This is a genomic window from Argonema galeatum A003/A1, from assembly GCF_023333595.1.
Lineage (GTDB): Bacteria > Cyanobacteriota > Cyanobacteriia > Cyanobacteriales > Aerosakkonemataceae > Argonema > Argonema galeatum.
Map to the genome: position 1 here is coordinate 23,299 of NZ_JAIQZM010000007.1, position 25,164 is coordinate 48,462.

The window sequence follows — 25,164 nt, forward strand, 5'->3', positions numbered from 1 at the left end:
TAAAGGCGCGGCTATACGAACAAAGACCGCGTAGGCGGTCTTTATTTAGCCTGCGTAGGCAGGCTTTGTTTGTGTAGCCCCACCCTTCAGGGTGAGGGTGTGTTGTGGATATCTGTGGTTAAAAATATATATTTTAATCTAACTCAAGACAGGAATCTGGTGAGATCGAACTCGCCTTCTCTTTCCTCTCGCTTCCCTTTTTCAGAAATTAGGAGTAACAGAAGTGTTTCTGAATAGTTTACTGTTCCTCGTAATTCATCTTGCAAAATCTCTAGTCCTCCATTGGCATATTCTTCAAAAATATGGATGCGTTGTTCCTCTGAATTTTCATCTGTAGGGGAAAGGATTTGTGTACTTTTAGTTTCTGCTATCGCTAACAACTTAATTACCGCATCATATCCCCTTGATATAAAAATTTCTATTCCTATTGGTAGGGGATCTCTTTTGGAGATTTCACCCAGAGGCGATCGCTTTTTCCGCTTTGCACCCAATGCTGCTGCAAATACCATCACATCAGCATAAGTTTGAAAAGGCCCAGTTGTTTCCTTGGAGATAGTTAAAGTTTTTACCCAATCCGCTTTATCTTTAGCAATTCTGATTTTACTTGCACTCATTTTAAATTTACTCCTTGTTCACTTTAACCCAAGCCAGCTATTATAGGAGTAGTCAATTTTCTCAATTCTATAGTTGCCATTGACATACTCCCTCAGATAAAGTTCAGATCGATCGATGAGAACGACTTTGGCAGAAAAATATAACTTATTTTATTCTTTGAATTCGGAGTTGAATTCTATCGACTCAGCTAAGCCAAAATCATCTAATCTCTGAATTACTATTTGCAGTGACTCGACATACTCATTGAGTGACATACTCTAAACTCTTCAGTATATTCAAATCCTCCTCTACAGACAAGAAAAAATGGTATTCACCAGCCCATTCTACGTACTCCATATCTTTCCCTTCCAAATCTTCAGCAGCCCATTCATTGATAAACCGATCCGAGGTAATATTGTATTTCTTTTCAAACTGCTCCAACTTTTTTCGATAGCGTTCCCTGCTATGTTCCAAAAGGGCAATTCTTTTAGCGAGCGCATCCTTAATCATTTCTGCTGCCCTATCTAGTTCTGTGCTTTTTACAATTAATTCAGCCATGTTATTTTCCTCCTATTAATTACCTACTTAGTAGGTGGGCGTAAATAAACTGAACACCCAGAAACCCGGTTTCTCCAAGAAACCGGGTTTCTAATCCCGGCAGTTTTACGTTTAATTATGCCAACCTACTTAGTATAGCATAAATCTCGTGACATATTCACTCTCAGTCTTGACTAAAAGTTTGCAGCAACCAGCGAGTAATTGCCCCATCATTTTCTGTTTGTCGGCGTTGCAATGCCTCCTCAACTAAAGATAACGCCAACCCCGGTAATACTTGCGATTCCTGAATTTCACCACTTCTTCCCTCAGCAATAGCAAAAACAATTACCCTTCCTGTATTCGCATCATTCACCCAATATTATTGCACTCCTGCCCGTTCGTATAATAACCGCTTGTGCCCCAGTCAACTCAACAATTTCTATGTTCCTAAGACTTGCAAAAAGAAGAACCACATTGGCAATAATCGAATTCTGATGCCCATGACGAAAACCAAGTGCTGCCATTTCAATCCTCATGTAACTGCGATCGTAATAAAATCTGGCATCTACATAATCAGGATGATCCTCTAATTCTAGAAACTCTTCCCAACTTGCTTTCACCCAGGTATCAGTTACCAAATTATGCAACATTGGCGATAAACTAAAACTCATACTCCACCTCTGTAACTTCCGTATATTCATACTCATTCGGACTTTGCCGCACCAAGGAATAGGGAACACCATCCAACTCAATTGTATCTTCTTCGCAATCTGGTTTAGAAGAGTAATAAGTCAGCACATACTCCTTACCAATACGATTAGTCATTTCCTTTTCTACCTCACCCCGCCACTGCGTTTTAGTGACTAAAACCACCAATTGATTCGCCAATTTGGGAATAATATTAGCAATTTGCCTGCGATAAATTTCATCCAAACTGCCAAACGGCGAATCCATCACAATTGGAAATGTGCTGCTATCTGGCACCATCAATTCGTCTTTACTCCACTCTCGCACTCTGTCAATGATGCCACCGATAAATGATAGACTGAGAATTTGGTTTTCTCCCGTTGAGGCGGCGACTGGTGCTTCTCTACCTGCCGTATTTTCTACTAGCGTTAACTCATATTTATCGGTGAGTTTTGGCAGGTAATTTTTAAATGAAATTGAACTGAAAATCTCCTGAACCCGCTTTTCCAATTGCACCCGAAAATGCTTATCTAAACGATATCTAAAATCCGTTAAACGTTCGATCGCATCCTGACTAACGGCAATGCGTCGCTGTGCAAGCGCTTGCTTCGCCTCATTCAATTCCTGTTTGGCGATTTGCTTACCGAGATTTTCAATCTCAATTTTTAAATCCGCAATCTTCTGCTTATTCTCTCCCTCTTCTAAAGTTAACTCTCGGATTTTACCTTCAATTTCATCCACTCGTTTTTGCAAGTTGCGAATCTCTTCTGCCGGATTTTTTCTCAACTCTTCGCTAATATTATCTAGCTGCGTCTCAAGGCGGGAAATTTCTTGCCTAAACTGATTTATATTAGCTTGTTCTTTGTCAATATCCTCCCAAAATTTCGGCGTTTGTTTATCAATTTCATCCACCTGTGCGATCGTGCGGATAGTCGTTTCTTCCACAGCAGCTATGCTAGCTTTATCTAACCAATTGCTGACATTTTCGTGAAAGTGATTTCCCTCGTGTAACTCTGTACCACAAATACAGCGTTTGGAATTCAGTAATTCATTAACAAATTCCTGTGAAATTCCACCACTTAACTCACCTCTCTGTTTCAAATCATTTACGATCGCACGAAAGTCAGCGATTACTTCTGGTAGGAAAACTGCGTAACCTCTGATTGAAATAGCTCGTTGCAACGCTTCTTTACTTTGTTTTAGTCTGTCTATGTTTGTGGTTTTTTGAGTTTCTAACTCTTTGCGTCTCTCTTCTAAATCTTTGGCACCGCTAACATCCCGAAAACGGTTGCTGGTTTCTTTTTTGAGCGTTTCTTGGTGCGATAACTCCTGGCTAATCTCAGTTTGGCGATTAGTTAATTTCTCAGTCTCTTTCTCTTTTTGTTCTTTCTGCTTTAATATTTGGCGCGTTTCCGTATTGCCAATTGATTTTAACTCTTCTTCCAAGGCTTTTTTCGCGTTTCCCAGATGCTCAATGGAACGATTTAATACCTTCATTCCCAGCATCGTTTTCGTTGCTTCTGCAATTTCTAGTTTATTGTCAGAACGCACAATTCTCTCGATCCTCTCTCCGTCAAAGAAGAAATACTGATGCAAACTTTCCGGTAAAATTCGCCCAATTATATCTTCGGGAAGCTGTTGTGGAAGGTTCCATCTCCCATCGTCTCCAGCTATCTGCATATACAGTTTACTTTCGCCTTGTTCGATGGTTTCGCCTTTGTAGGCGCGACATTCTCGTTTAGCGCGATAGCGTTTGTCGTCGTGTTCCCAAACAATTTCTACCCAACATTCTACAGATTCTCCCGGTTTTGCTTCTGCGATCGCTCTTTTATTCACCAACCGTTCTTCCGAAGCAAAAGCCGCTGTAAACTTCTCATACAGCACCCACGTAAACGCATTCAACAACGTCGTTTTTCCGGATCCGTTGTTACCGTGAATAATCGTCGTGTTTCGCTGTTCTTCCCCAGAAAGTAAAATTTCTGGCATTTTCCCATAAAAGCAGCGAAAGTTACAAATTTTGAGAGAAATTAACTTCATTTGACGCATTCCTTTATAATTGCGAGAATGTCGTCGTTAATGCCTTTGGGTTTTGACATATAAAGCTTATCTTTCTCAGCTTGTCTCACCCGCTCAATAATTTGCCGTACTTCTGGTGGAGCCGTCGCTAGAGGCTCTTGTACGTAACTTAGGCTGATTTCCTCACTCATCGCGTCCCTACCCTGAAAATTTGTGCTTATTCGATCGATCTTAGAACGTAAGTGCGTAGAGTGTAGCACTAGCTAGGGACTAGGGGAGGGGGCAAAGGGGCTAGGCTTCGACGTGAGCGCTCAGCCGAACGGGACTAGGGGAAGAAGGGGCGTGTTTCAAGGCGTTGTTATGCGCGATCTTCAATTATAATCGCTTTTGGTGTCATCGCCAATCTCTAGTACGCCTGCTATGTTTGCGATCGCCTGAATGGGTTATCTAAATAGCGATCGCTTTCTATAAAATAAAATAGCGATCGCCGAGAGTTGAGAAACCGGGTTTCTTCATACCATCTCTGTTAGGAGACAAAAATTCTCGCAGAAACCCGGTTTCTTTTTCCTCAGTTCTGGATTATGCTATGATAATAGTGGAAAGCAATATCATTTTCTATAAAATAAAAAAATTGCTGCATGAACAATTCAACCCTGGAGGATTTATGTTAATCCAGAAAATTATACAAGAACTAAAAGATATACCAGAAGAGAAGCTTACAGAAATTTATGATTTAATTCACGACTTCCGTTTAGGTTTAAATCAAGAAGACACCCAACCTCGTACCCCTGGACTACTCATAGGACAACTGGGAGAGGCATTTTTTGAACCTCTACCAGAAGAGGAACTTCAGCAATGGGAATGAGCTACCTGCTTGACACTCATATTCTGCTCTGGTGGCTTTTTAATGACCCGAAACTTAATCAAGAGTGCCGAGACATCATTCGCAACCCCAACCATCGCATTTTGGTTAGCAGTGCCTCTGCTTGGGAAATTGCTACCAAATACCGGATCGGCAAACTACCTGAAGCTAAACCTTTGGTTGATAATTATCAGTACACATTACAGAAAGCGAAGTTTAACGAGCTAACTATCACCAACGCTCACGCATTGAGAGCAGGAAACTTGCCTATTTCGCATCGAGATCCGTTCGATCGGATGCTGATGGCTCAGGCAGAACTAGAAAACTTGCCTATTATCACTTACGATAATGCTTTCCAAACTGGGTTAATTCAGGTAATTCCCTCCCCCTAGTAACAACCATGAAGTTGAGAAACCGGGTTTCTTCATACCATCTCTGTTAGGAGACAAAAATTCTCGCAGAAACCCGGTTTCTTTTTCCTCGTCTTCGATCGCCGAGAGTTGAGAAACCGGGTTTCTGAGAAATGTTATGATGAAAGAAATTTTTTTTCGTTAAAGACCAGTGCCGATCGATAACAATACAAACGGTGAAGCAATAGAACCATTAGAATCTGTTAATGGATTCAAACGAGTTGTGGTGCTGACAACGCTATACGCATTTGGCAACCAAAAACAGCCTCGTTCACCTCGTCCAGGTAAGGATATTGCCGTTGAAAGCGATGGGGTCAAACCAACACAACCCCCAACGGGTGCATCGACTTTTGGGAATATTGAGTATGCGCCTTTAACAGGACACTATCATAAACTAGATCGAAATACTTTATTACCTGAAGGTCTTGATGTAGTCGCTGATGGTAGAGATGTTGGCGGTTCCCATTCGCCAACTCATCATACTATCTACCCTAGTCGAGAAATGTTATTCACAGAATTTATCGATAGATTTATTGCTAGTGGGTGGATTTACGTTGGTAAGAAAGAGCTAAGATAAAATACAAAACAAAAAAGGAGAAACGATGTTAAGTCAGCAGCAAACTGTAAACAATATTGATTTGTGGCAGTCAGTTGTCGCCAAAGAATTTGCCTATATTGAGAGTCGTAAAGAGTTTTTCAATAGTTGTACGGACAGGGTAGCAATTCTCCAAAAAGGATTACAAAATCCTAGAGAAAGAGGAACGGCATTGCGCTTGTTCTTTTACCTCACTTTGCCAGAACGTCAGAGTTTATTGGATGAGTTAGTGGATCTAGCAAGCGTCTCTCATTCGGATATCGAACTGTGCAGAGAAGCAATTCTTTCTCTGCCAAAAACCTGGTTATTGGTTAATATCGAAAACAGTGCCGAAGGGTTGTTAGCTGATGGGACGGATGAAGAGTACAGGCGGTTGTTAGAACTGTATATTAATATTGATAAAAACCTAACTGAAAAGCTGGTTAAACGAGCGTTGCAGCATGAGGATGCAGATATTAGGGAAGCAGGAGAAGATTTCCAAAAATATCTGAACAATTGCTGAATTAATTAAGTTGCTAAAAATAAAAGAGCGATCGCCTTTATGTAGAAAAAAAGCTCAATTAGTAGGGTGTGTCAGACACTTAAACCCTGATGCGATCGTTTACATCTAATGTCTGACGCACCCTACAACTCAATAGGAAAAAGTCGAACTACTTTTATGAAATTTTAATCCTAGTTTTTCCCTTCTACAATTTTAATTTCCTCTTCAGTTAATCCGTAAAGTTGATAAACCAGTCGATCTATTTCGGTTTCTAATGCGGTTATGTCTGCTTGGGGGTTAGATTTTTTAGTAGTGAGGATTTGGTTAACTATTTGTTGTAATAATTTCTGATGTGTTTCTGTGCTTTTGGCGATGGGTATTTGAGAAACATACATCGGTTTAAATTCAAAAAACCCCCCCTGTTTAGATGCGGCTATTTGTTGAATAAACCACCACATTAAAGATGAGTTAAGAATTCCTAAAGTATAATTGAGATTTTGGGAAATACAAATAGAGGTTTTATCGTTGCTATAATATCCTGAAAAGTCAGGAGCATATTCAACATTATTAGTAATTGCAGGAATAATAATTTTAGGTTGCTCAAATTCTTGCCAGTAAGCAATATTATCCTGAATTTCATACCATTGATAAGTACCTGCTTTTCTACCCGTACCAGGTGTAAGTTCTTTTTTATATTGACTCAAATAATTCTCAATTGCTGGATATTTTTTAATATCAATTCCTCTCCTAGTGAAAATTAGCCATAAATCTTGATATTCAACACACCAACGCTTAACATCTCGACCCCGTAAAAAAGGCTTTAACACCTCAGCAGAGGAAGGATGCTCGTTAATCAATCGATCGCGGGTAGCGAGATCTACAACAAAAGCTTCATTAAATCCTGTTTTAATACCATAATAAAATCTACCGTTTACATACTCTTCTAGCGGTGTTCCAGCGTTTCTGATTTTTGCTAATAAATCTAAAATTTGCGAAGATTCTAACCTCCACCCGTCAGATTTTAAATTTTCTTGTGAAATGCTCAAACCTTCCTGATGTAATACCGTTGCAAATTGGGCAATATTTTGGTGTTTCGTTGCATCCCATGACAAAGCCTGTACTTGGTTTGTGTCAGATGGGAATTTACTTAAAGCGATAATACTAGGATAAGCGATCGCCTCTTCAAAGACAGGGAAATCACCAAAATCAATTAAATTGTAAATCGTTGTTTTCTCCGTCAACAGTTGACGTAACTTTTCACCATAACCCGCTCTAAAATATTTATTAGAAGAGATATAAGTTAAATAACCCTTTGGCTTTAATAATTTCAAACTTAGCTCATAAAAATATACAAATAAATCAGCAATTCCTGTATAGCATTTATAGGTTTGTTGCAAACTTGGTTTAAATTCCTTAATTTCTTCCTGTCTAATATAAGGAGGATTTCCAATCACCACATCAAAACCCACAAAATCCCCCCGATCGTTCAACACTTCAGGAAATTCAAAACGCCATTCCAAAGCATTCTCATAAATCTTACCGCTTTCAATATCCTCAATCTCAACTTTTAACTTATCAATCTCATTATTTAACTTAGAAATTCTTTGTTCCCGTTTCTTTTGATCGGCTTTAGTTTCCTCAAATAATAAAGTTTGATTTTCCAAATTATAAAGCTCACCCTCTAAGTTTCTTAATTTACTTTTATTTGGATCAATTCCTTGTAGCGTTATCCTCAAATTACCCTTAATATCATTAATCAGTCTTTCCATCTCCCGCTTCTGCTCCTTATTTTCAGCATGGCGGTAAGTTTGTACAGCATCGCGATAATTATCGATACTATATTGCTTTTTCTTTAAAGCTTGTCGCAAATCAGCATCCAATGAAAACCGACTAATCAAAGAATTACCGCATTTAATGTTAATATCAATATTCGGTAAAGTTTCTAACTCCATGAAATTACTGTCAGCTTTATAATAAGCATTTTTCAAAAGTTCAATCCACAAACGCAACCGACATATTTTTACGGAATTAGGATTAATATCAACCCCAAATAAACACTCTTCAATAATCATCTGCTTTTCGTGAAAGAGAGTTTCTTGTATCCGTTGACTTTCCTTACTTTTGGGATTATATTCAAACAACAAGCCATCATCATCAGTGACAACTAACTCATCATTCACCACCTCTATTTGATAATCTCTTAAAGTTTTACCTTGTCTATCCAGTAAAATTTTAAGTTCGCTTTTAATCGCAAGAATTTCATTAAGAGCCGAAACTAAAAAATGTCCCGAACCTACAGCAGGGTCACATATTTTTAAACTATTGATAATTTGATTTGCCTCTTTTTTATCCTCGATCTTTTCATACAATTGATTAATATCTTGGCAATTCCAGCCTTTAAGCTCATTAAATTTCTGTACAACTGCTCGGCGAATAGTTTCGCGACACATATACATGGTAATGAAACCCGGAGTAAAGAAAGAACCATCTTTATATCCGTTAATTTTCTCAAAAATCAAGCCTAGAACAGAAGCATTAATTAATCTTTTGTTTTCTTCCTGAATATCTTCCGAACCTTCGCTACTGAAATCATAAGCATTGAGAAATTCAAATAAATATTCTAGAGCATTGATGTCTCCGGTGCGCTTTTTTCCGTTGCTATCTTTCAAGATAGTAGAGGAAAAAATCGGTAATTTTTCATCTCTGAGGTTACTGATAAAAATCGTGACTTGTTCAATATCTGTTGGTTCAAATAGGGAACTGTTTAAATAAGGAACATGGCTAAATATTTTTTGGATATTAGCGTCTCTTTCCGCTGCTTTGCGAGCCAATACGCTGAAAAATAGGCTATTTAAATCATCGTAATCTTTGATTTTACTTAAATCTAGAAATCCCCAAGACCGATCATTTTTGTTGTATTGAATTAATTGGGCTTCCAATAATTTTAGAAATAGAATACGATTCATCCAAGTGATTGATAATTCCAACCCAACATTAAACAGTCTTTCTTCGTCAGTTTCCCCAAATTGTTCTGGATTTAATAGGCGAGAAATTTTATCTAAACTATCAAGTTGGATGATCGCATTTTCAATTAAAGAACCTGGATTTCTCGATCCTGGTTTTTGGCGCTCAATCAGTTTTTTACTGCCTTGTTTAGTTTCCGTTAAACCAATAATATGTAATAATTCGTTATAGAATCCTTTGTCAAGACTATTGCTATCGTTAGCAAAGGGTAATTTTAATAAATGTTCTGGTGAAAGTAGTTTAAATAGTGAAATTAGTTGATGCTCATTGAGGTTTTCTGAATTATTTAAAATTGCTCCATATTCTCGCAGATCGAAATGGGTAAAAATGATTGATGACTCAATGGCAGCAATGGCTGGTTGAGCAATTTCTTGATAGAAAAAATCTGTTTTTTTGCTGGATAATCTTCCGGCTTGAAAATCATTAAATTGCTTAATAAGAGTTTTATTTTCAATAAATGCTTTTTCAAAACTACTGGCATCAAAAATAAACCATTCATATATATTAGTGGCGATTAAATATTTGATTTCTAGATTGTTATGAGTCAAGCGATCGCGCAAAAAATATAAAACTAATTCCTGAAATGCTTTAGTATTTAAACGATCAACTTTCAGCATTTCGCTTTTATTGGTTGGCTTTTTCGCTTCCAAAATTACGCCAACGCTGGTTTGAGCGTCTTTACCATGATGAATAACGAGATCGTTACGTCCTTTAGTATTAATAAAATAATTAGAACTGTAATACGTATTTTTTAAGAAATCCGCAATCAGATTTTTATGAAATTCTTCTGATTCAGCTTCATTAATTTGGCTGATTAGAGTTATTAGATTAGTTTTAAACAGTTCAATATCATTTCTGTTAGGTTTAACTTTCAAAAATGCTTTATTTAAAGCTTGTCTTGGTGAAATTTTATTCATGTATAGCTAGGGACTAGGGGCTAGGGGCTAGGGACTAGGGAAAGAAGTGTTTATAATCAAGGGTTTCAGGAATTCAGAATGCCTTAAGCGCCTTGGCGGTTGCTATACCTTATCCTTTCCTTAATAATGGGAATATTGATATTTTATGAAAAATAGACAGATTACCATTATAAAAAAATAATACCCCAAAATTCCCCCCTTGTCAACTATCCCCACCCCTTTCTTAATCAGAAAATATTCCCCTCCCCACTAAATATCCAACAAACCATAACGTTTTTGTAGACTCAACAACTTCATCCGCGCTTCCCCCGCATTGTCTGCTAAATCGGCAAATTCCACCAATCGCCGCAACTCCTTTCGCAGCAGATTGCGTTCGACTTCCAAAGTTTCTCTGTCGAGTTCTGGAGGGAGTACGATCGCATCAAATAAAGTAGCCCGTTCCTTACCCGGATGAGGGCGCAAAATTCGTCCCCGGCGCTGAATAAACTGACGGGGATTACCGCTACTCGCCAAAATTACGGCTGTTTTAATTGCCGGAATATCTACCCCTTCATCCAAACAGCGAATTGCCACCAAACCTTGCAATTCACCCGTCTCAAATTGACGCCGCAAATCCTCTCTTTCATCCAAAGAAGTCTTAGCGGTGTAAGTGTTTACCCGATAACCCAATTCAGTTCCCAAAATCTTAGTTACCGCCTTGAGTTGGTGCGTGCTTTCCACCGAACCATCACCGCAATAAAATAAAGTGTGACTACTATCCAAGCGAGTAAACATTAAATCGCGCAAAGCCTTTAATTTATTAGCAGCAGCCCCAATTAAACGCGCTCTTTGCATCAACAATGGCTTTAAATCTTGATTCTCTTCATCGGATATTCTATCTGCTTGTCCTTCTCGTTGGCGATATAGTAGCGCTCTCCCAATACTTTTCGTTAATTTAATATAGGTGTGGCTTTCCGATTCCGTCAGTTCCACCAAAATTGGATAGTACAGATAATGCACCAACGCACCCTGTTGAATCGCATCTCTGAGAGTGAATTCCGGTTGCAAAACCGGGCCAAAATAATCAAATAACGATTGGGTGCCATCTTCATCAAAATACCTTTCTGGCGTTGCAGATAAAGCCAATCGCAACCCCACATTGCGAGGCAAACTTTCTTCCAAGCGAGGTGCGCCCAAATTATGGGCTTCGTCTCCTATAATTAGAGTTTTTTCGGGGAAATACTTTAGCTGCGACTGCAAACCTTCACTTATGAGAGTGGAATTGGTAGTGATAACGGCGAGAAAAGGATCGTTGCCAGAACGCACATTATATAGTTGTGTGGAAAGTCGAGTTTGCCAGCTGTCCCGCTTCTCAAATGCTAAGATTGGCTCTATGCCAAATTTTTCGCATTCTCGCCCCCACTGGGTGACTAAATGACGGTAGGGACAAACTACCAGCAAGACTTGCAAGCCAATTTTATTGTAGAGTTCAGTTGCGATCGCCAATGCGGTAATCGTCTTACCACTACCAGTCGCCATTTTCAGCGTACCTCTTCCCTTATTGGCAAACCAACTTGCGATCGCTTGTTGCTGATATACCCGCAACTGTAGCGACGGCGGTATCCTGGGACATCCCGGTAGTGGTTGCTTTTCCGGCGATACATGGTAAGTACCTTTAGATGCAGCGACCGATAACAGTTTGTTGATTTCCAGTAACGGGTAAGCTATATCCTTGTTTTTAAGTAAAAATTCTTTGTTTTTTGTCTGATTTTGGACTTTGTAAATACCTTTTGAGGACGATTTCACAACCCTACTGCCCCTGTGATTTAAGCTATTTGATTAATTTTATGGTTTGGGGAGGTGTAGTGTGTGCGATCGCTATTCATCATGTACTGTGCCATCAGCCATAATTGCACCGCCCAGGTTAGCCCGCCGGAGATCCGCCTGTGTGAGGTTAGCTTCTGTGAGGTTAGCCTGTCTGAGGTCAGCGTTCCAGAAGCCAGCGAAAGTCAGGTTAGTCTGCGTGAGATCGGCCCCACTGAGGTTAGCCTCGCTCAGGTTAGCACCCTTGAGATCGGCCCCTCTCAGGTTAGCACCGCTGAGGTTTGCTCCCATCAGATTAGCACTGCTGAAGTTAAACCCGCTCAGGTTAAACCCGCTCAGGTTCACTGCGCTAAGGTCTACATTAATACCCTCCTCCAAGCGGATAGAATGCGCCCTCCACTTATTCCAAGTAGCAACATCCTTTTTAAGTAGGGTGAGTTTTGCTAATTTTCCCTGCAATAGTATGCAAGCAGTATCCCGCACTTGCTCTGCTTTATCATCCAATGCCTGAATTATCAAATCCAAACCTGCTTCCCCATAATGGGGTGCTTCCATTAGCGCTGCAATTCGATGTTCTGCTACTGTACTCCGCAGTCGCTGCTTGACTCCTGCTAACCCTCCCAAAACCGCACCAGTCAAGGGAGGTGGAGTTTTACCACCAAGCACAACATCGTAGTGTCTGGGCTCAGAAGGATTCTCTGGCATGGCACTTTTTCTTTTGCACTATACCAGGTTTAAATTTTACTTCGTCGGAGCGTTGAAGAGAGCATCTGTGCAAAAGAATTGCTGTTGTGGGAAATCGCGATCGCTATTAGACCTCTCCAGAAATTAAAGGTGCTAACCCTTGAACCCTTGTAGAGACGTTGCATGCAACGTCTCTACATTCTTTGAAAGGAGATGTCTATTCCTGTATTCTGCAATTAGGCATAATTGCACCTTGGAAGTCAGCCTCTTCCAGGTTAGTCCTATATAGAAAAGCGTCGCTGAGGTCAACCCCTTTGAAGTTAGCCCTGTATAGGAAAGCGTCACTGAGATCCGTGTTATTCAGGTCAGCCCCCATAAAGTTAGCCCCACTGACATTTGCTTCTCTGAAATTAGCCCCGCTGACGTTAGCCCCACTGAAGTTAGCATCGCTCAGGTACGTCTTTTCCAGATTAGCTATCCTTAAGTTCGCCTCACTCAAGTTCGCCTCGCTCAGGTTCGCCTCCCTGAAATTAGCCGTGTAGAGATTAGCCTCGCTGAGATTAATCCCCTTGCAGCTTGCTTGAAAGAAGTTCGCCCAGTGTAAGTCAGCACCGCAGAGGTTCGCCCGGTTGAGTTTCCCCCATCTGAAATTAAGGTAACTAAGGTTAAACCCTCTCAGGTCAGCCCCACTGAGGTCAGCTTCTTGGAAATTAGCTTTGCTGAAGTCAGCCCCTTTGAAGTTAACCCCCTTGAGGTTAGCTTTCCTGAGATTAGCGCCCCTGAGATCGGTCTGGCAAAGATTCGCATCGCAAAGGTTCGCACCGCAGAGGTTCGCACCGCAGAGGTTCGCGCCGCAGAGGTTCGCACCGCAGAGGTTAACTCCGCTGAAGTCAACTCCGCTGAGGTCAGCTTTGCTGAGGTTGACTTCCTTCAGGTCTACATCGTAACCCTCTAGATGTATGGAACGCACCCTCCACTTATTCCAAATAGCTACATCATAAGTAAGTAGGATCAGTTGTTCCGACTTTCTCAACAGGAAACAAGCAGCATCCCGCACTTCCCGTGCTTTGTCGTCTAGCATCTGAATTATCAATTCTAAGCCTGCATTTCCATAGTTGGACGCCTCCTTTAGCGCCCCAATGCGATGTTCTGCTACTTTGCTTTTCAGTCGATGCTTGACTCCTGCTAGTCCTCCCAAAACCGCGCCACTCAATAAGGATGGGATTTTTCCGCCAAGAACGGCATCGTATTCTTTGGGCCCTTCGGGATTTTCTGGCATGGCACTTTTTTTTTGCACTATATAGCTAGGGACTAGGGGCTAAGATTGCTAGGGAAGAGGGAAGAGAGAAGAGGGAAAAGCGTTACGGAGTACGGGATGGAAGGCAAGAGGTAAGAGTTGGATTTGTCCTAACCGACTTTCGTCGGTTGCTATACCAGGTTTAGCTTTCATTTTGGAGCGGCTTTGAGTAGCAAAATTGTTTCAATCTTACCGATCTTTCCCATGATTTCAAAAGTTATGAATATGGGCGATCGCTAATCAAGTATTTTGCCATCAGGCATAGTTGTTTCCTGGAACGTAGCCCCGCTAAGTTTAGTCTTCCAAAGGGTTGCCTTCCAGAAGCAAGTCCTGCTCAAATTAGCCCTCCAGAGGACAGCTTCGGTAAGGTTGGCGAACGTGAAGTTAGCTTCGCTAAGCTTAGCTTCGCTGAGATCCGCCAGAGTGAGGTCAGCTTCGATCAGCTTCGCCCTTCTAAGGTCAGCCGCCCATAGCGTCGCTTCGCTAAGCTTAGCTAGGGAGAGGTCAGCGTCCCAAAAGGTAGCTTTGCTCAGCTTAGCCCTCCTCAAATCAGCACCCCGGAGGTTAGCCAGAGTGAGGTCAGCCCCCTGGAGGTTAGCCAGAGTGAGGTCAGCCCCCTGAAGGTTAGCTTTACCGAGCTTAGCCTTCCTAAGATCGGCCCCGCTGAGGTTAGCTTCGCTGAGGTCAACCCCGCGCAGGTCTATATCAAAAAGGTTCAGGGGCATAGAGCGCTCTCTCCACTTATTCCAAAGAGTTACGCTTTCCTTAAGTAAAGAAAGTTGTTCTGATTTTCCAAACAATAAACAGGCTGCATTTCGCACTTGCTCTGTTTCATTTTCCAGTACCTCAAGGAACAAATCCAAACCAGCATCCCCATACTGGAGAGCCTCTTTTAACGCCTCAATACGATATTCTATCTCCTCACTTGTCAGTCGCTGTTTGACTCCATCTAATCCTCCTAAAACAGCGCTACCCGGTGGAGGTGGCGTTTGACCGCCAAGCACAACATCGTATTTTTCGGGCCGATCGAAATCTTCCTGCATAGCGCCTTTTCTTTTGCACTATCTCAGTTTTAGCTTTTATTTTGAATAAACCTTCAACAGTAAACTATTCCGAGCTTCTCTCAATAATTTTTCTAATCCCTGCCTGTCCTCTCTTTGGCCCGATCGTAGGCAGGGTTATGCTCAGCAAAGCTAACAATAAGAACCCGTTTAGGCGCTGGTTTCTCGTTAATTCGGTAAACTAGCCTATAAGCATTAGGGTTACCTTCCCATTCAATATCCAAAGCGCGGTAGCCAGTCAAATCGCCTTTCAGGTTATGGCTGGGTACTCTTGATGGCTTTTGGGGATTTGTAGTCAGAAGTTGTTGATAAAGTGGGAATTCCTCTTGTAACTCTTCTGGCAGTTCTAGTAAGTCTTGACTATACACCAGATTGTGTACTTGAATCTGATACCTCGATTGGGTAGCCACGTTTTGTCAACCAGTTGTCTAAAGCTTCTGTATCTATCAAATCACCTTCCTGAATAGTGGTTATCCATTCCACGTCTTCACCAGCTTCGATCGCTCGAATGCGCTGCAAGGCTTTTCCCTCAGCTGAGTTTGGACTCAGATAGGTAACTTCTCCATCTACTTCAAAGGGAATACCTGGATTGCTGGTTTGAGTCATGCGATCGCCTCTATTATTTGCTCAATAGTCTGAGCTTAATTCATACCTAGCAACTTGAGTTAGTAATAAAACTTAGTATATATGAGCGCACAGATTTCCATTATACAAATATACCCCAAACTTCTCACAAAGTCAAGTACGCGATCGCACTAATTTTGATAGATTTGACAATGTGCTACAATTAAACTACAATATAATTTAGTTGCTAAACCAAACAAAACAATGGCTAGATTACTCAAACGGTGGGAGTCACCCCGTCGAGAAGGCAGAAACGACAAAGGCAGAGGCGGTTCCGCACGTCAGCGACAGCTGAAAAAGCAACAACAGATGCTACGCAAGAAACTCAAAGAACAGTCTGAAACGGAAAACAAGAAAAACGCAAAGGGAGGGAATATTAGTTCTCTCCCTAATTTTTTATCTAAAGTTGGGAGGGACAAAAGAATTTCCTTGCCAAATCTTAATAGTTCCATCATACGCGCCACTCGCCAGCAATTGCCCATCCGGGCTAAAAGCAACCGTTTGCACCCAATCTGTATCTAAGGAAACTGAGCCGATTAGCTGCCCCGTTTGCAAATCCCAAAGTTTTAAACCATCTCTACCGGCACTAGCTAAAGTGCGTCCATCTGGATTAACAGCTATAGAATTAACGATATCTTGATGTCCTAAAAGTGTATAAGATCTCTTTTTTCTGAGATTCCATACTTTAATCGTATGATCGTAACTGCTACTTATTAAGTTTTCACCATCAGGAGTAAATGCCACAGAAGTAATAGCACCCTGATGTCCCGATATAGCACCGAGAAATTGGCTAGTCTCTAAGTTCCACAATTGAACTACTTTATCCCTACCGCCAGTCGCCAAAAGCTGACCGTCGGGACTAATCGCCAGTGTATAAACAAGTGGTTGAGACAAAGGCACGCGAGTGTAAAGCAGTCGTTCCGTCCGCAAATCTATTAATTTTATTCCATCCAAACCGCCGCTGACTAATGTTTGACCATCTGGCGTAATAGCAAGGGACAAAATATTACTAAAATCCTGTGTCAAACTACGGCTTAATCGCCCGGTTTTGAGACTCCAAAGATTGAGCGTGGTGTCCTCGCTACCGCTGGCAATAGTTAGATTATCAGGTGTAATGGCAAGACTAAGTACTCTGTTGCTATGAGCTTTAATTGTGCGAATATTTTTGCCCTTGATGGGATTCCACAACCTAATTTTGGTGTCAATATCAGTTCCGCCGCTAGCCATAAATTTGCCATCGGGGCTAAAAGTAAGGGCATAAACAGGACCCCAATGAGCTTTAAGAACGTGGAGCAATTTAACGTTTTGCCATCCTCCAGTATTGAGAAAAGGTGGAACTGGAACGACGACTGGCGCAGGTGGAACTGGAACGCCGACTGGCGGCAGAACTGGAACTGGCAATGGTTTATACTGGGCAGTAGTATTCGACTGCCCTTGACTGAGAAAGTTAAAAGTCAAAAAGCAAAAGGCAAAAGAAATATTTAAGAGGATCGGGTTGTTCCATTTTTGTTTTTTGGAGTTAACTTTATGAGGTTTCATCCAGTTCGGATTGAATGTTGGGACAGATGATTTCGTCTAGGCAGTCGGCTGATGGTTGTTCTTGCCAACTAGATAATAATTCTTGCAATTCAGAACGTAGAGTTTCTAGAGATTGGATTTGGTTGGCGATCGCTTCTATCTTAGCCTCTAAATGTTGCTTTACTTCGCTACAAGGTAATTTACCCCGATCGTGAATTTCTAGAAATAGTTGAATCTCTTTTAGACTCATCCCTAGAGACTGCGATCGTTTGATGAAATCGAGTCTTTTGAGTACCTGAAGATTAAACAAACGATAGCCTGAGTCAGATCGGATCGCAACTGTGGATAGTAAGCCGAGATCGTCATAATATCGAATAGTTTTAACCGGCAACCCGGTAGACCCGGCAACTTCGCCGATCTTAAGCAGTTTGCCTGCAACAGCTGTATTCATTAGTCATTAGTCATTAGTCACTTCACCCGCTCACCCACTCCCCCACTCATCTAGCGGGGTGGATGTTTCCGGTTGGAAACGCTCAAATTAGGTATCTGAGGTCGAGACGGGCTAGGGGGTAAATAATATTCGGGTGCTTCTGAGGGAACTTCAGCGGTGCTACGGTGAATCATCCACCAACGGAGTGCTAGAGCCATCCCTACCGCTCCAATTCCGATCGTGAATAAAGACCAGCGTTCGCCCAAACCACCGATCGCAGCATCGACCGCCCCAACGGTAACCACAAAGCTAGTAATCGGTTCCCTGCGGTAGGCTGACTTCAAAAACCGCGCCCAAGCAGCATTCATCACAATTGGTACTATTCCTCTTTTTAATCTGATGTTAACGCTTACTATTCTAAATCTCCCAGCCGCCTGGGGAAGTCAAAAGTCAAAAGTCAAAAGTGAACAATTCTCTCTTTTGCATCAATGCTTTTTTGCTTGCCCCTATTTTATTTTGACTTTTGACTTTTGACTTTTGACTTTTCTAGCCCCTAATTTAGGCCCAGCCAGGATAGCAGACCTTGACCCGTGACGTATTCAATCAGCAGGGTGAGGGCAAAGCCGATCATAGCTGCTCTGCCATTCAAGCGTTCTGCATACTCATTAAAACCAAACTTTGGCTCCTCCAACTTCGGAGTGGTAGTTGGTTGCGATTGTGTCGTTTTTGGTTGGAACCCTTGCGTCATAAACTTTTTAACCCTTTCTGAATCAAATTGTTCTCCACCAGGCCAGATTGGCTGCCAACCAGAGGTGTTACTCAGAGTTGCCTAGTTACAAATCTTAACCTTCTCTATTGTAGAGAAGGTTAACCAGTATTGACACTCTGCCATCAAGCCGGGATAAGGCTAACCGACTTAAGCTGGAAGTATAGGTCAGATTGAGGTAAAAAATGGAAATTGGCGTTCCCAAAGAAACGAAGGATCTGGAATTTCGGGTAGGGTTGAGTCCGAGTAGCGTGCGGGTGTTGCACGAAGCGGGTCATGCTGTGTTTGTAGAAACAGCAGCCGGTGCTGGTGCGGGTTTTGCGGATGAAGATTATATCCAGGTAGGGGCTAAGATTGTGCCTTCTTCAGAAGAAGCCTGGAATAGGGAACTGGTGGTTAAGGTGAAAGAACCGCTAAAACCAGAGTACCAGTTTCTCCAGAAAGAGCAGTTACTGTTTACTTATCTGCATTTGGCAGCCGATCGCACATTGACGGAGCATCTGATTGATTCTGGAGTCAGTGCTATAGCCTACGAAACTGTAGAATTGCCAGACGGTAAACTCCCCCTCCTCACCCCAATGAGCATCATCGCCGGACGCCTAGCCGTGCAATTCGGAGCGAGGTTTCTGGAGAGACAGCAAGGAGGTCGAGGCGTCCTCCTGGGGGGGGTTCCTGGAGTCAGACCGGGTAAAGTAATGATTTTAGGCGGTGGCGTCGTGGGTACGGAAGCCGCTAGGATTGCTATAGGTATGGGTGCTAGAGTCCAAATTTTAGATGTGAATGTAGACCGTTTAGCTTATCTGGAAACACTTTTTGGCTCCAGAGTTGAACTGCTATACAGTAATCCATCTGCGATCGAAGCCAATGTTCCAGACGCGGATTTATTAATCGGTGCGGTTTTGGTACTCGCAAAGAAAGCCCCTATCCTCGTATCGCGAGATTTTGTCAAAAAAATGTATCCCGGTTCTGTAATTGTGGATGTAGCGGTAGACCAAGGTGGTTGTATAGAAACATTGCATCCCACCTCTCACACCAATCCAGTTTACATCGACGAAGGAGTCGTCCATTACGGTGTCCCAAATATGCCCGGAGCCGTGCCTTGGACTGCCACTCAGGCTCTTAATAATAGTACCTTGCCCTATGTTCTGAAACTAGCTCATCGTGGCATGAAAGCACTGGAATTAGACCCATCGTTAGGTAAGGGTTTGAATGTTCAGAAGCACAAGTTGGTGCATCCGGCGGTGCGGGAGGTGTTTCCAGATTTAGCTGAGCCATCTGACAAAAAAGGTAGTTCTGGTAGCGGTAAGAAAAAGCGTTGATTTTCGGCATAAAAAATCATGCTTGGGAAATACGAAAAAGCAGTTGGGAGTACGCGAGCATCCCTTCTCGATCGAGAACGGAAATGCTTAATTTGAGGATGTGCAATCGCGCTTTGGAAAAAGTGCGATCGCGCCACAAAAATCATAAACCCAAACAGTAACGAACCGCCGCTTCAACTTCGAGCATTTTTGTGTCCGATATTTGCCCAGCAGGTGCGTCGGGAAACCGCCCTTTATCCAAAGAGCGGATCTGAAAACACAGAAAAATCGTTTCCAAAGGCAATCCGCTCTCATCTGGAGAGACACGCACATTGGTTGGGAAATCCAGTGGGATATTCTCACCTTTAGTACCAACAACCACAGTTACAACTAGAGGCGATTGGTTAATAGTATCAATCGATAGAACTAAAACGGGTCGTTTTCCCGCCTGTTCCCTTCCTTCCACTGGGTTGAGATTGACAAAATAGATTTCCGAGCGCTTAATGCTCATAGCCCTTCTAAACCATCCATTTCAGCAACGGCAAACTCTTCTTTAATTGCTGCGATTTCCGATTGGATATTTGGATCTCTAGCCATTGCAGCCAGTTGTTCCTTCATGTATTTCGCATCAGCAAATTTATCTTTTGTATGTGTTCTTTCTCGCACTTGTCTAGCGATACGTTCTAGGAGCCACAATTGTTCTTCAAGTGACAATGCACGAATGGAATGCTCGATCTCTTGTAAATTAGGTGATATCATTTTGCTAATGTTCTAAATAAACATTTTGTAGGGGCACGGCATCATCAATATGTCGGTCATACCAAGATTTTATTATGCCGTGCCCCTACGACCGCTAAATAAACATTTTGTAGTAGCACAGCTCATCAATATGTCGGTCATACCAAGATTTTATTGTGCCGTGCCCCTACGACCGCATATTTGACAAGGGAAGAACCAACTAAGCTCGGCTCTGGGCTTTGAGTGCGATACCTTAAAAGATGTCGTCCGCAATACATCTAGAGGAAGCTATGGAGCCAGACTCTTTACCCACCGAGGTGATTCTGACGCATCCGCGTCAGTCCCTCGGTAACGTGAATCTCGACTGGACACCGCAACCCGGTAACTATCTCGATCTCGAAGGTAAAACCTACGCCGTTTTAGAACGCCGTCACCGCTATCAACTCAAGTCAGGGCGCTACAAGTTGCACAAAATTGCCCTGTACGTACAGTCTGCACCGCGCCCCACAGAAAGAAGCCTGATCGAGGGACGCTGGGTGCTGGGAGATGCCAACTGCCACTTCAATGCTCGTTCAGAACTAATTCGCTGTGCTGTCAATCCAGAGGGGCCGTGCGATCGCTGCCGCTTCTACGAAAAATCCGACCCGTAGTAGATGGACGCCCACCCTAATGGCCGTTTTCCAAAACCTCTCCCACTGCTAAACGCATCCCGTTGGCAAACTCCAAACCAGACTGAGGACGTTTACCAGCCACTTGCACTTTCCGCAGTAGCAAAAGTCCCGCGACCGTTTGCACGATCGGGCCAATTCCCTTAACAATAGCCACTACCTCGCCCGGTTGTGCCGCACCAGAAGACAGATCCAACCATTTTTCCTCCAGCACTCTCAATTCTGAGGGCAACTGCGACCAAAAATCGGGTGCAATAGGTGCTGTACCGGAGATCTTCAACGCCGCACCCCGAAAACTTGCCACGCAGTCAGGGAAAAACCCTCTGACTTGATTGTGTAACTCAAAAGCCGATCGCGACCAAGAAAGCCAGTAATCTTCTTTTTTAATCAACGGTGCGTAAGTAGCTTGGGACGAATCTTGAGGGATAGGAGTAAGCGACCCGCTTTCCAACTTCAGCAGCGTTTCCACCAACAAATCTGCCCCCAACACAGATAAAGTCTGGGCTAGCTGTTCGCTGTTGTCCATCAGCAGAATGGGTACATGAGCTTTCAGCAGCATCGCACCCGTATCCATCCCAGCATCCATCAGCATCGTGGCGATCCCCGTTTCCATCTCGCCATTGTAGAGACACCACTGAATCGGTGCAGCACCTCGGTACTTGGGCAGTAGCGAACCGTGAACGTTGATGCAACCCAACTTGGGCATATCCAGAATTTCTTGGGAAAGAATCTGCCCATAGGCTACAACTGCAAACGCATCTGCCTGCGCTTGTCTGAGCAGATTGAGCGTTTCAGTATCTTTTTTAACCCGCTGGGGTTGCCAGACTGGCAGCTGATGAGCCAAGGCAACATTTTTCACTGGTGAGGGAATCAGCTCGTTACCGCGACCCCGACGCTTATCGGGTTGGGTGACAACTGCCACAACCTCAAACTCGTTATGGTTTAACAAGTTTTCCAAGCTAGGCACTGCAAACTGAGGAGTGCCGAAAAAGATTACTTTCATGGTTCATTGAAAAAGAACAAATGACTAATCACTAAGGACTCTCAACGGAAATTTCCAACCTGCGGTTGCGTTGGAGGTTGATCTTAGTGTCGTTGGGAGCAAGAGGGCGAGTTTCTCCGTACCCCACCACAAACAAGTGGTTTTTAAGACTAGATAGATACTGCTGAACCGCTTGAGCTTGCCGAAAAGATAGCACTCGATTGTTCTTTGCTTCTCCAGCGCCATCGGTGTGGGCAGCAATGCGGACAGTTGCGGTTGGGTAATTTTGCAATTCGGCGACCAGCTTGTCCAAAATTAGGCGTGCCTCTGGACGCAAAGTAGCATCGTTGTCTTGGAACAAGGCGTCGCTGGGCAGTGTCGCTGTCAGGGTATCTGGAGAAATAAGAGACGTGGAGGTGGAAGCGACTCGATCGACTTCTGCTGCTGCTGCGTCTCTAGTCTGTTGCGGTTGGGGAGTTGCTTTGAGTTGCTGGGTGAGAACTTGGATTCGCGTTTCCAGGGGTTCGGTGGAAGCACTGCTGCCAACTCTGCTTTCCAAGGCGGTGGTGCTAGAGCGCAAACTCTTCAACTGTGCCTGCAACTGGTTTAGTTCCGCTTGCAATCTCTGTCTCTGTTGTGCCGTCAGCTTTGGTGCAACAGGAACAGCCGCCGCTTCAGACTCAGGACTGGTCTGTTCTGTGGGAGTACCATTGTTGGAGGTAGTAGGCGGGTTTTTCAGATCGCCCGGAAGTGGCAGCAATTTTGCTGCCAAAGGCTTATTTGGCGTCGCCGCCGGATGCACAGTTGCGATCGCAACCCCCAAAAGCGCCGCTATTACGCCTCCTACTCCCAAAAGTAGCAATCTGAATAGCAAAACCAGTAAAAATCGGCCAAAGCCTGTTGATTCATCTGAATATTCCTTCACGTTCGTTTCCCTCATCCGAACACTCTTGAACAATAAAGCCAACCTAGCATCTGCGATATTATCTCTATTCGCTGATGTTGGCATCCGATCCTGAATAGACATCTCCAGAAATTAAAGGTGCGTTACCTGTAACCCTTGTATTTCGTTGCATGCAACGTCTCTACATTCTTTGAAAGGAGATGTCCAATGTATTTAGTTTGGCAAACAGCAGTTAAAAAATTAAAAAGATTATGGAATTTGCAAGTTAAAACATCCTTCGCCTGATATAAATAAAAGATAAACAAGCTCAAAGAGCGCTTGGGTGTTCGTCCTCACACAAAAAAACGCTTTATAGAGATTTATAAATGTTCCAACACCCATTGCTTCGTGGATGGCGACCCACAAAACCATACCAGGTAACCCTGGCGGCTATACTCCTCATGGTTTCGGGGATAGTCAGCTTTGACTCATCTGCCTTGGCTAAAAAGCTTGTCAAGGAGGGCGCGTCACCCGGTAAGCTGCGATCGCAAAAAGCGAAGGTCGCAGGGGCGTCCCGCTACGCTCTAGCAGTCCCTACTGCCGATCCTACTAGCTCCGAACCACAGCAAACTGACCCGCTTGATAGCCCTCATCCCGTTCCGTGGAATTGGATATTGACAACCCAAGAACAGGTCAGTTCAGCCAAAGGTGCTGGGGTACGCTTCTATCGCACCCCATCGCTGGTTTCCCCAGATGGTCAGTACGCAGCCTACAGCCGCATTCAAATCCAAGTGAAGTCGGAAATGTACAAGAGTCGCGTCAGTAGCGTGATGTTTGTGGAAAATCTGGCTACAGGGAATTTGCGGACGGTGAGTGCTAATTCTCCCTTGGCAAATAATCCGTTGAAGAAAAATGAACCAGCCGATATGCCAGGGGTGATTTCGATTTTGATGCCTGTCTCTTGGTCTCAAAAGGGCGATCGGCTTTTGGCACGGCAATTTGAAGGCCAATTTAACACATCCGATGCTTCCGACTACGCCGTTGTCTGGGATCGGCAGCAGAATCGTGCCAAAACCCTCTCTCCCAGTAAAATCGAATACAGCCAAGCCGTCTTGTTAGGTTGGAGTCAAACCAAACCCGACCAAGTTCTTTTCCGTGCTGGCGAATTAGGTGACGCTAAGCCGCCCTTATGGGCAGTTAATCTAGGGGGTCAAACTGTGGCGGCAAAAAAAGACCAACCGATCGTCTTCGGTCGCAGCGTCGCTAATACCTGGGCTGGGCCACAAGCCCATTGGTAGTGGATTTTAGATTTTAGATTTTGCGCGAAGTGGGCGTCTTGGCAAGCGAGTGTGGTCTTGGGGGTTTCCCCCATGAACACCTCGCGCTGGTTCCCGTCACGATGCCCACCTTCGCAAGAGAGGATTTTGGATTAAATAAGCAATAGTCCAAAATCCAAAATTATCTAGCTAAAATTTAACGAAGATTTGATTAGTTTGTCATTAGTCAAGAGTCAAAAGTCATTCCTTTTTGCTACATCCCTCGCCATGTAGGACGAAATCAACTCTTGAGTGTTGACCTCAAACTAGACTCGGAGTGAGTGTAGTCAACAAATGACTAATGACCAATGACTTTTGACAAAATTGATCTAACAGCTACTGACTCAGAAAGCGACCCGCCATCCCCATAGCGTCAGCGATATCGATATCGCCATCTTTATCAGCATCTAGGAAGGAATTCAGCACTGGATTTGACCCCTGCTGAGGATTTTGAGAATTTGAGCCAGTTTGCAGTAAATTCAGTACCAGGGGAACCAATACCGGCAGCATTTCTTGAATCATGCCAGCATCGAATCCCGTCCTTTGTGTGATTGTCTGCACGATTTGCTGCACCTGATGAGATCCGAAAAGAGCATCGACGGCTTGGGAGTTAGGGTAAGTGCCGCTATATTGATTCACAAGGCTCTGCGCTTGCTCAAAGCCTTCTGTGGCTTGCTTCTGCTGTAAGGCGGAGCGAACATGATTTCCCACCACGGACAAGGCGGTTTGCACAGTTGAGGGATCGGCACCATAGCCATCGCTCAGCTGCTGCACGGTGCTGAGAATGCTGGCAAGCTGACCTGTACTGCCTTGTTGGTCGGAATTGTTGACTGAATTCAAGATTTGGTCTAAAAGTCCCATAATTTTGGCTCTTTGTGCTTTATTTAGGCAAATATGCCACATTTAAGGGCCGATCGCCTCTAGCTAATAGTAGAGAATTGGGGGAAATTGGATAGATGGGTGGGGTGGGCAG

Annotated in this window: 29 protein-coding genes; 7 read left to right on the forward strand and 22 right to left on the reverse strand. The window is 43.3% G+C overall.

The features are described 5' to 3' along the window. Positions 1–143: 143 nt before the first annotated feature. From LAY41_RS09570 to LAY41_RS09595, 6 genes are all read right to left on the reverse strand, one after another. Complete coding sequence (locus LAY41_RS09570) at positions 144–614, reverse strand: DNA phosphorothioation-associated protein 4 (protein ID WP_249096894.1); 471 nt, start codon at positions 612–614, stop codon at positions 144–146. 241 nt (positions 615–855) lie between these two features. Continuing rightward, positions 856–1,152, reverse strand: a complete 297-nt coding sequence (locus LAY41_RS09575; RefSeq protein ID WP_249096897.1) for a hypothetical protein — start codon at positions 1,150–1,152, stop codon at positions 856–858. A 163-nt stretch (positions 1,153–1,315) separates the two neighbouring features. Then, complete coding sequence (locus LAY41_RS09580; RefSeq protein ID WP_249096899.1) at positions 1,316–1,504, reverse strand: hypothetical protein; 189 nt, start codon at positions 1,502–1,504, stop codon at positions 1,316–1,318. Next, complete coding sequence (locus LAY41_RS09585) at positions 1,497–1,802, reverse strand: hypothetical protein (RefSeq protein ID WP_249096902.1); 306 nt, start codon at positions 1,800–1,802, stop codon at positions 1,497–1,499. Before LAY41_RS09585 ends, LAY41_RS09580 begins: the two co-directional genes overlap by 8 nt. Then, positions 1,792–3,855: an AAA family ATPase gene (locus LAY41_RS09590; protein ID WP_249096904.1), complete on the reverse strand. Its 2,064-nt coding sequence runs from the start codon at positions 3,853–3,855 to the stop codon at positions 1,792–1,794. Before LAY41_RS09590 ends, LAY41_RS09585 begins: the two co-directional genes overlap by 11 nt. Further along, the gene (locus LAY41_RS09595) at positions 3,852–4,025 is read right to left on the reverse strand and encodes a hypothetical protein (protein WP_249066384.1); all 174 of its coding nucleotides are present in this window, start codon (positions 4,023–4,025) and stop codon (positions 3,852–3,854) included. Before LAY41_RS09595 ends, LAY41_RS09590 begins: the two co-directional genes overlap by 4 nt. 473 nt (positions 4,026–4,498) lie before the next feature. Between LAY41_RS09595 and LAY41_RS09600 the strand changes: the two genes are divergently transcribed. The 4 genes from LAY41_RS09600 (at position 4,499) to LAY41_RS09615 (ending at position 6,203) form a co-directional block, all read left to right on the forward strand. Beyond that, a complete protein-coding gene (locus tag LAY41_RS09600) occupies positions 4,499–4,699 on the forward strand; it encodes a hypothetical protein (protein WP_249096907.1) in 201 nt (66 codons plus the stop codon). Further along, entirely contained in the window at positions 4,696–5,088 is a 393-nt protein-coding gene (locus LAY41_RS09605) for a type II toxin-antitoxin system VapC family toxin (RefSeq protein ID WP_249096909.1), read from the forward strand. Before LAY41_RS09600 ends, LAY41_RS09605 begins: the two co-directional genes overlap by 4 nt. A 169-nt stretch (positions 5,089–5,257) precedes the next feature. Further along, positions 5,258–5,683 carry a Tse2 family ADP-ribosyltransferase toxin gene (locus LAY41_RS09610; RefSeq protein WP_249096911.1) on the forward strand — a complete coding sequence of 142 codons (426 nt, stop codon included), beginning with the start codon at positions 5,258–5,260 and terminating at the stop codon, positions 5,681–5,683. Positions 5,684–5,708: 25 nt separating this feature from the next. After that, the gene (locus tag LAY41_RS09615; protein ID WP_249096912.1) at positions 5,709–6,203 is read left to right on the forward strand and encodes a hypothetical protein; all 495 of its coding nucleotides are present in this window, start codon (positions 5,709–5,711) and stop codon (positions 6,201–6,203) included. A gap of 170 nt (positions 6,204–6,373) precedes the next feature. Here LAY41_RS09615 and LAY41_RS09620 read toward each other — a convergent pair whose 3' ends face one another. The 11 genes from LAY41_RS09620 to LAY41_RS09670 form a co-directional block, all read right to left on the reverse strand. Further along, a complete protein-coding gene (locus LAY41_RS09620) occupies positions 6,374–10,123 on the reverse strand; it encodes a class I SAM-dependent DNA methyltransferase (protein WP_249096913.1) in 3,750 nt (1,249 codons plus the stop codon). Positions 10,124–10,372: 249 nt separating this feature from the next. Then, positions 10,373–11,725, reverse strand: coding sequence for a DNA phosphorothioation system restriction enzyme (locus LAY41_RS09625; protein ID WP_249097159.1), 1,353 nt, complete (start codon positions 11,723–11,725; stop codon positions 10,373–10,375). Positions 11,726–11,980: 255 nt separating this feature from the next. Continuing rightward, on the reverse strand, positions 11,981–12,631 hold the full coding sequence (locus tag LAY41_RS09630) for a pentapeptide repeat-containing protein (RefSeq protein WP_249096914.1): 651 nt from the start codon (positions 12,629–12,631) through the stop codon (positions 11,981–11,983). A 196-nt stretch (positions 12,632–12,827) separates the two neighbouring features. Beyond that, the gene (locus tag LAY41_RS09635) at positions 12,828–13,889 is read right to left on the reverse strand and encodes a pentapeptide repeat-containing protein (RefSeq protein WP_249096915.1); all 1,062 of its coding nucleotides are present in this window, start codon (positions 13,887–13,889) and stop codon (positions 12,828–12,830) included. 254 nt (positions 13,890–14,143) lie between these two features. Beyond that, positions 14,144–14,950, reverse strand: a complete 807-nt coding sequence (locus LAY41_RS09640) for a pentapeptide repeat-containing protein (RefSeq protein WP_249096916.1) — start codon at positions 14,948–14,950, stop codon at positions 14,144–14,146. Positions 14,951–15,042: 92 nt separating this feature from the next. Continuing rightward, positions 15,043–15,336, reverse strand: a complete 294-nt coding sequence (locus LAY41_RS09645) for a hypothetical protein (RefSeq protein WP_249096917.1) — start codon at positions 15,334–15,336, stop codon at positions 15,043–15,045. Next, on the reverse strand, positions 15,329–15,574 hold the full coding sequence (locus LAY41_RS09650; protein WP_249096918.1) for a hypothetical protein: 246 nt from the start codon (positions 15,572–15,574) through the stop codon (positions 15,329–15,331). Before LAY41_RS09650 ends, LAY41_RS09645 begins: the two co-directional genes overlap by 8 nt. Positions 15,575–15,988: 414 nt before the next feature. After that, a complete protein-coding gene (locus tag LAY41_RS09655) occupies positions 15,989–17,131 on the reverse strand; it encodes a WD40 repeat domain-containing protein (protein WP_249096919.1) in 1,143 nt (380 codons plus the stop codon). Then, on the reverse strand, positions 17,118–17,561 hold the full coding sequence (locus LAY41_RS09660; protein WP_249096920.1) for a heavy metal-responsive transcriptional regulator: 444 nt from the start codon (positions 17,559–17,561) through the stop codon (positions 17,118–17,120). The genes LAY41_RS09655 and LAY41_RS09660 overlap by 14 nt, the downstream gene beginning before the upstream one ends. Positions 17,562–17,611: 50 nt before the next feature. Further along, entirely contained in the window at positions 17,612–17,908 is a 297-nt protein-coding gene (locus LAY41_RS09665) for a hypothetical protein (RefSeq protein ID WP_249097160.1), read from the reverse strand. A gap of 185 nt (positions 17,909–18,093) precedes the next feature. After that, entirely contained in the window at positions 18,094–18,288 is a 195-nt protein-coding gene (locus LAY41_RS09670) for a hypothetical protein (RefSeq protein ID WP_249096922.1), read from the reverse strand. Positions 18,289–18,491: 203 nt separating this feature from the next. On the opposite strand from LAY41_RS09670, the gene ald reads away from it, so the two are divergent. After that, positions 18,492–19,625, forward strand: a complete 1,134-nt coding sequence (ald, locus tag LAY41_RS09675) for an alanine dehydrogenase (protein ID WP_249096925.1) — start codon at positions 18,492–18,494, stop codon at positions 19,623–19,625. 142 nt (positions 19,626–19,767) lie between these two features. Here the strand turns inward: ald and LAY41_RS09680 are convergent, their stop codons facing one another. Together LAY41_RS09680 and LAY41_RS09685 are read right to left on the reverse strand one after the other, a co-directional pair. Continuing rightward, a complete protein-coding gene (locus LAY41_RS09680) occupies positions 19,768–20,115 on the reverse strand; it encodes a type II toxin-antitoxin system PemK/MazF family toxin (RefSeq protein ID WP_249096926.1) in 348 nt (115 codons plus the stop codon). Next, positions 20,112–20,363, reverse strand: a complete 252-nt coding sequence (locus LAY41_RS09685; protein ID WP_249096927.1) for a hypothetical protein — start codon at positions 20,361–20,363, stop codon at positions 20,112–20,114. Before LAY41_RS09685 ends, LAY41_RS09680 begins: the two co-directional genes overlap by 4 nt. A gap of 269 nt (positions 20,364–20,632) precedes the next feature. On the opposite strand from LAY41_RS09685, the gene LAY41_RS09690 reads away from it, so the two are divergent. After that, on the forward strand, positions 20,633–20,992 hold the full coding sequence (locus tag LAY41_RS09690; protein WP_249096929.1) for a DUF6464 family protein: 360 nt from the start codon (positions 20,633–20,635) through the stop codon (positions 20,990–20,992). Positions 20,993–21,008: 16 nt separating this feature from the next. On the opposite strand, the gene fmt is transcribed toward LAY41_RS09690, so the two are convergent. Continuing rightward, on the reverse strand, positions 21,009–22,013 hold the full coding sequence (gene fmt, locus LAY41_RS09695) for a methionyl-tRNA formyltransferase (protein WP_249096930.1): 1,005 nt from the start codon (positions 22,011–22,013) through the stop codon (positions 21,009–21,011). A gap of 31 nt (positions 22,014–22,044) precedes the next feature. Beyond that, positions 22,045–23,019: an OmpA family protein gene (locus tag LAY41_RS09700; RefSeq protein WP_249096931.1), complete on the reverse strand. Its 975-nt coding sequence runs from the start codon at positions 23,017–23,019 to the stop codon at positions 22,045–22,047. A gap of 242 nt (positions 23,020–23,261) precedes the next feature. Between LAY41_RS09700 and LAY41_RS09705 the strand changes: the two genes are divergently transcribed. Then, a complete protein-coding gene (locus LAY41_RS09705) occupies positions 23,262–24,173 on the forward strand; it encodes a hypothetical protein (protein WP_249096932.1) in 912 nt (303 codons plus the stop codon). Positions 24,174–24,527: 354 nt separating this feature from the next. Here LAY41_RS09705 and LAY41_RS09710 read toward each other — a convergent pair whose 3' ends face one another. After that, on the reverse strand, positions 24,528–25,052 hold the full coding sequence (locus LAY41_RS09710) for a DUF937 domain-containing protein (RefSeq protein WP_249096933.1): 525 nt from the start codon (positions 25,050–25,052) through the stop codon (positions 24,528–24,530). Positions 25,053–25,164: the final 112 nt, after the last annotated feature.

What these genes read in the sequence shown, in the direction of transcription:
- LAY41_RS09570 (WP_249096894.1), bottom strand. Translation starts at nt 614, where the DNA reads ATGAGTGCAAGTAAAATCAGAATTGCTAAAGATAAAGCGGATTGGGTA.
- LAY41_RS09575 (WP_249096897.1), bottom strand. Translation starts at nt 1,152, where the DNA reads ATGGCTGAATTAATTGTAAAAAGCACAGAACTAGATAGGGCAGCAGAA.
- LAY41_RS09585 (WP_249096902.1), bottom strand. Translation starts at nt 1,802, where the DNA reads ATGAGTTTTAGTTTATCGCCAATGTTGCATAATTTGGTAACTGATACC.
- LAY41_RS09590 (WP_249096904.1), bottom strand. Translation starts at nt 3,855, where the DNA reads ATGAAGTTAATTTCTCTCAAAATTTGTAACTTTCGCTGCTTTTATGGG.
- LAY41_RS09595 (WP_249066384.1), bottom strand. Translation starts at nt 4,025, where the DNA reads ATGAGTGAGGAAATCAGCCTAAGTTACGTACAAGAGCCTCTAGCGACG.
- LAY41_RS09600 (WP_249096907.1), top strand. Translation starts at nt 4,499, where the DNA reads ATGTTAATCCAGAAAATTATACAAGAACTAAAAGATATACCAGAAGAG.
- LAY41_RS09605 (WP_249096909.1), top strand. Translation starts at nt 4,696, where the DNA reads ATGAGCTACCTGCTTGACACTCATATTCTGCTCTGGTGGCTTTTTAAT.
- LAY41_RS09615 (WP_249096912.1), top strand. Translation starts at nt 5,709, where the DNA reads ATGTTAAGTCAGCAGCAAACTGTAAACAATATTGATTTGTGGCAGTCA.
- LAY41_RS09620 (WP_249096913.1), bottom strand. Translation starts at nt 10,123, where the DNA reads ATGAATAAAATTTCACCAAGACAAGCTTTAAATAAAGCATTTTTGAAA.
- LAY41_RS09630 (WP_249096914.1), bottom strand. Translation starts at nt 12,631, where the DNA reads ATGCCAGAGAATCCTTCTGAGCCCAGACACTACGATGTTGTGCTTGGT.
- LAY41_RS09635 (WP_249096915.1), bottom strand. Translation starts at nt 13,889, where the DNA reads ATGCCAGAAAATCCCGAAGGGCCCAAAGAATACGATGCCGTTCTTGGC.
- LAY41_RS09640 (WP_249096916.1), bottom strand. Translation starts at nt 14,950, where the DNA reads ATGCAGGAAGATTTCGATCGGCCCGAAAAATACGATGTTGTGCTTGGC.
- LAY41_RS09650 (WP_249096918.1), bottom strand. Translation starts at nt 15,574, where the DNA reads ATGACTCAAACCAGCAATCCAGGTATTCCCTTTGAAGTAGATGGAGAA.
- LAY41_RS09655 (WP_249096919.1), bottom strand. Translation starts at nt 17,131, where the DNA reads ATGAAACCTCATAAAGTTAACTCCAAAAAACAAAAATGGAACAACCCG.
- LAY41_RS09660 (WP_249096920.1), bottom strand. Translation starts at nt 17,561, where the DNA reads ATGAATACAGCTGTTGCAGGCAAACTGCTTAAGATCGGCGAAGTTGCC.
- LAY41_RS09665 (WP_249097160.1), bottom strand. Translation starts at nt 17,908, where the DNA reads ATGAATGCTGCTTGGGCGCGGTTTTTGAAGTCAGCCTACCGCAGGGAA.
- LAY41_RS09670 (WP_249096922.1), bottom strand. Translation starts at nt 18,288, where the DNA reads ATGACGCAAGGGTTCCAACCAAAAACGACACAATCGCAACCAACTACC.
- ald (WP_249096925.1), top strand. Translation starts at nt 18,492, where the DNA reads ATGGAAATTGGCGTTCCCAAAGAAACGAAGGATCTGGAATTTCGGGTA.
- LAY41_RS09680 (WP_249096926.1), bottom strand. Translation starts at nt 20,115, where the DNA reads ATGAGCATTAAGCGCTCGGAAATCTATTTTGTCAATCTCAACCCAGTG.
- LAY41_RS09685 (WP_249096927.1), bottom strand. Translation starts at nt 20,363, where the DNA reads ATGATATCACCTAATTTACAAGAGATCGAGCATTCCATTCGTGCATTG.
- LAY41_RS09690 (WP_249096929.1), top strand. Translation starts at nt 20,633, where the DNA reads ATGGAGCCAGACTCTTTACCCACCGAGGTGATTCTGACGCATCCGCGT.
- fmt (WP_249096930.1), bottom strand. Translation starts at nt 22,013, where the DNA reads ATGAAAGTAATCTTTTTCGGCACTCCTCAGTTTGCAGTGCCTAGCTTG.
- LAY41_RS09700 (WP_249096931.1), bottom strand. Translation starts at nt 23,019, where the DNA reads ATGTCTATTCAGGATCGGATGCCAACATCAGCGAATAGAGATAATATC.
- LAY41_RS09705 (WP_249096932.1), top strand. Translation starts at nt 23,262, where the DNA reads ATGTTCCAACACCCATTGCTTCGTGGATGGCGACCCACAAAACCATAC.
- LAY41_RS09710 (WP_249096933.1), bottom strand. Translation starts at nt 25,052, where the DNA reads ATGGGACTTTTAGACCAAATCTTGAATTCAGTCAACAATTCCGACCAA.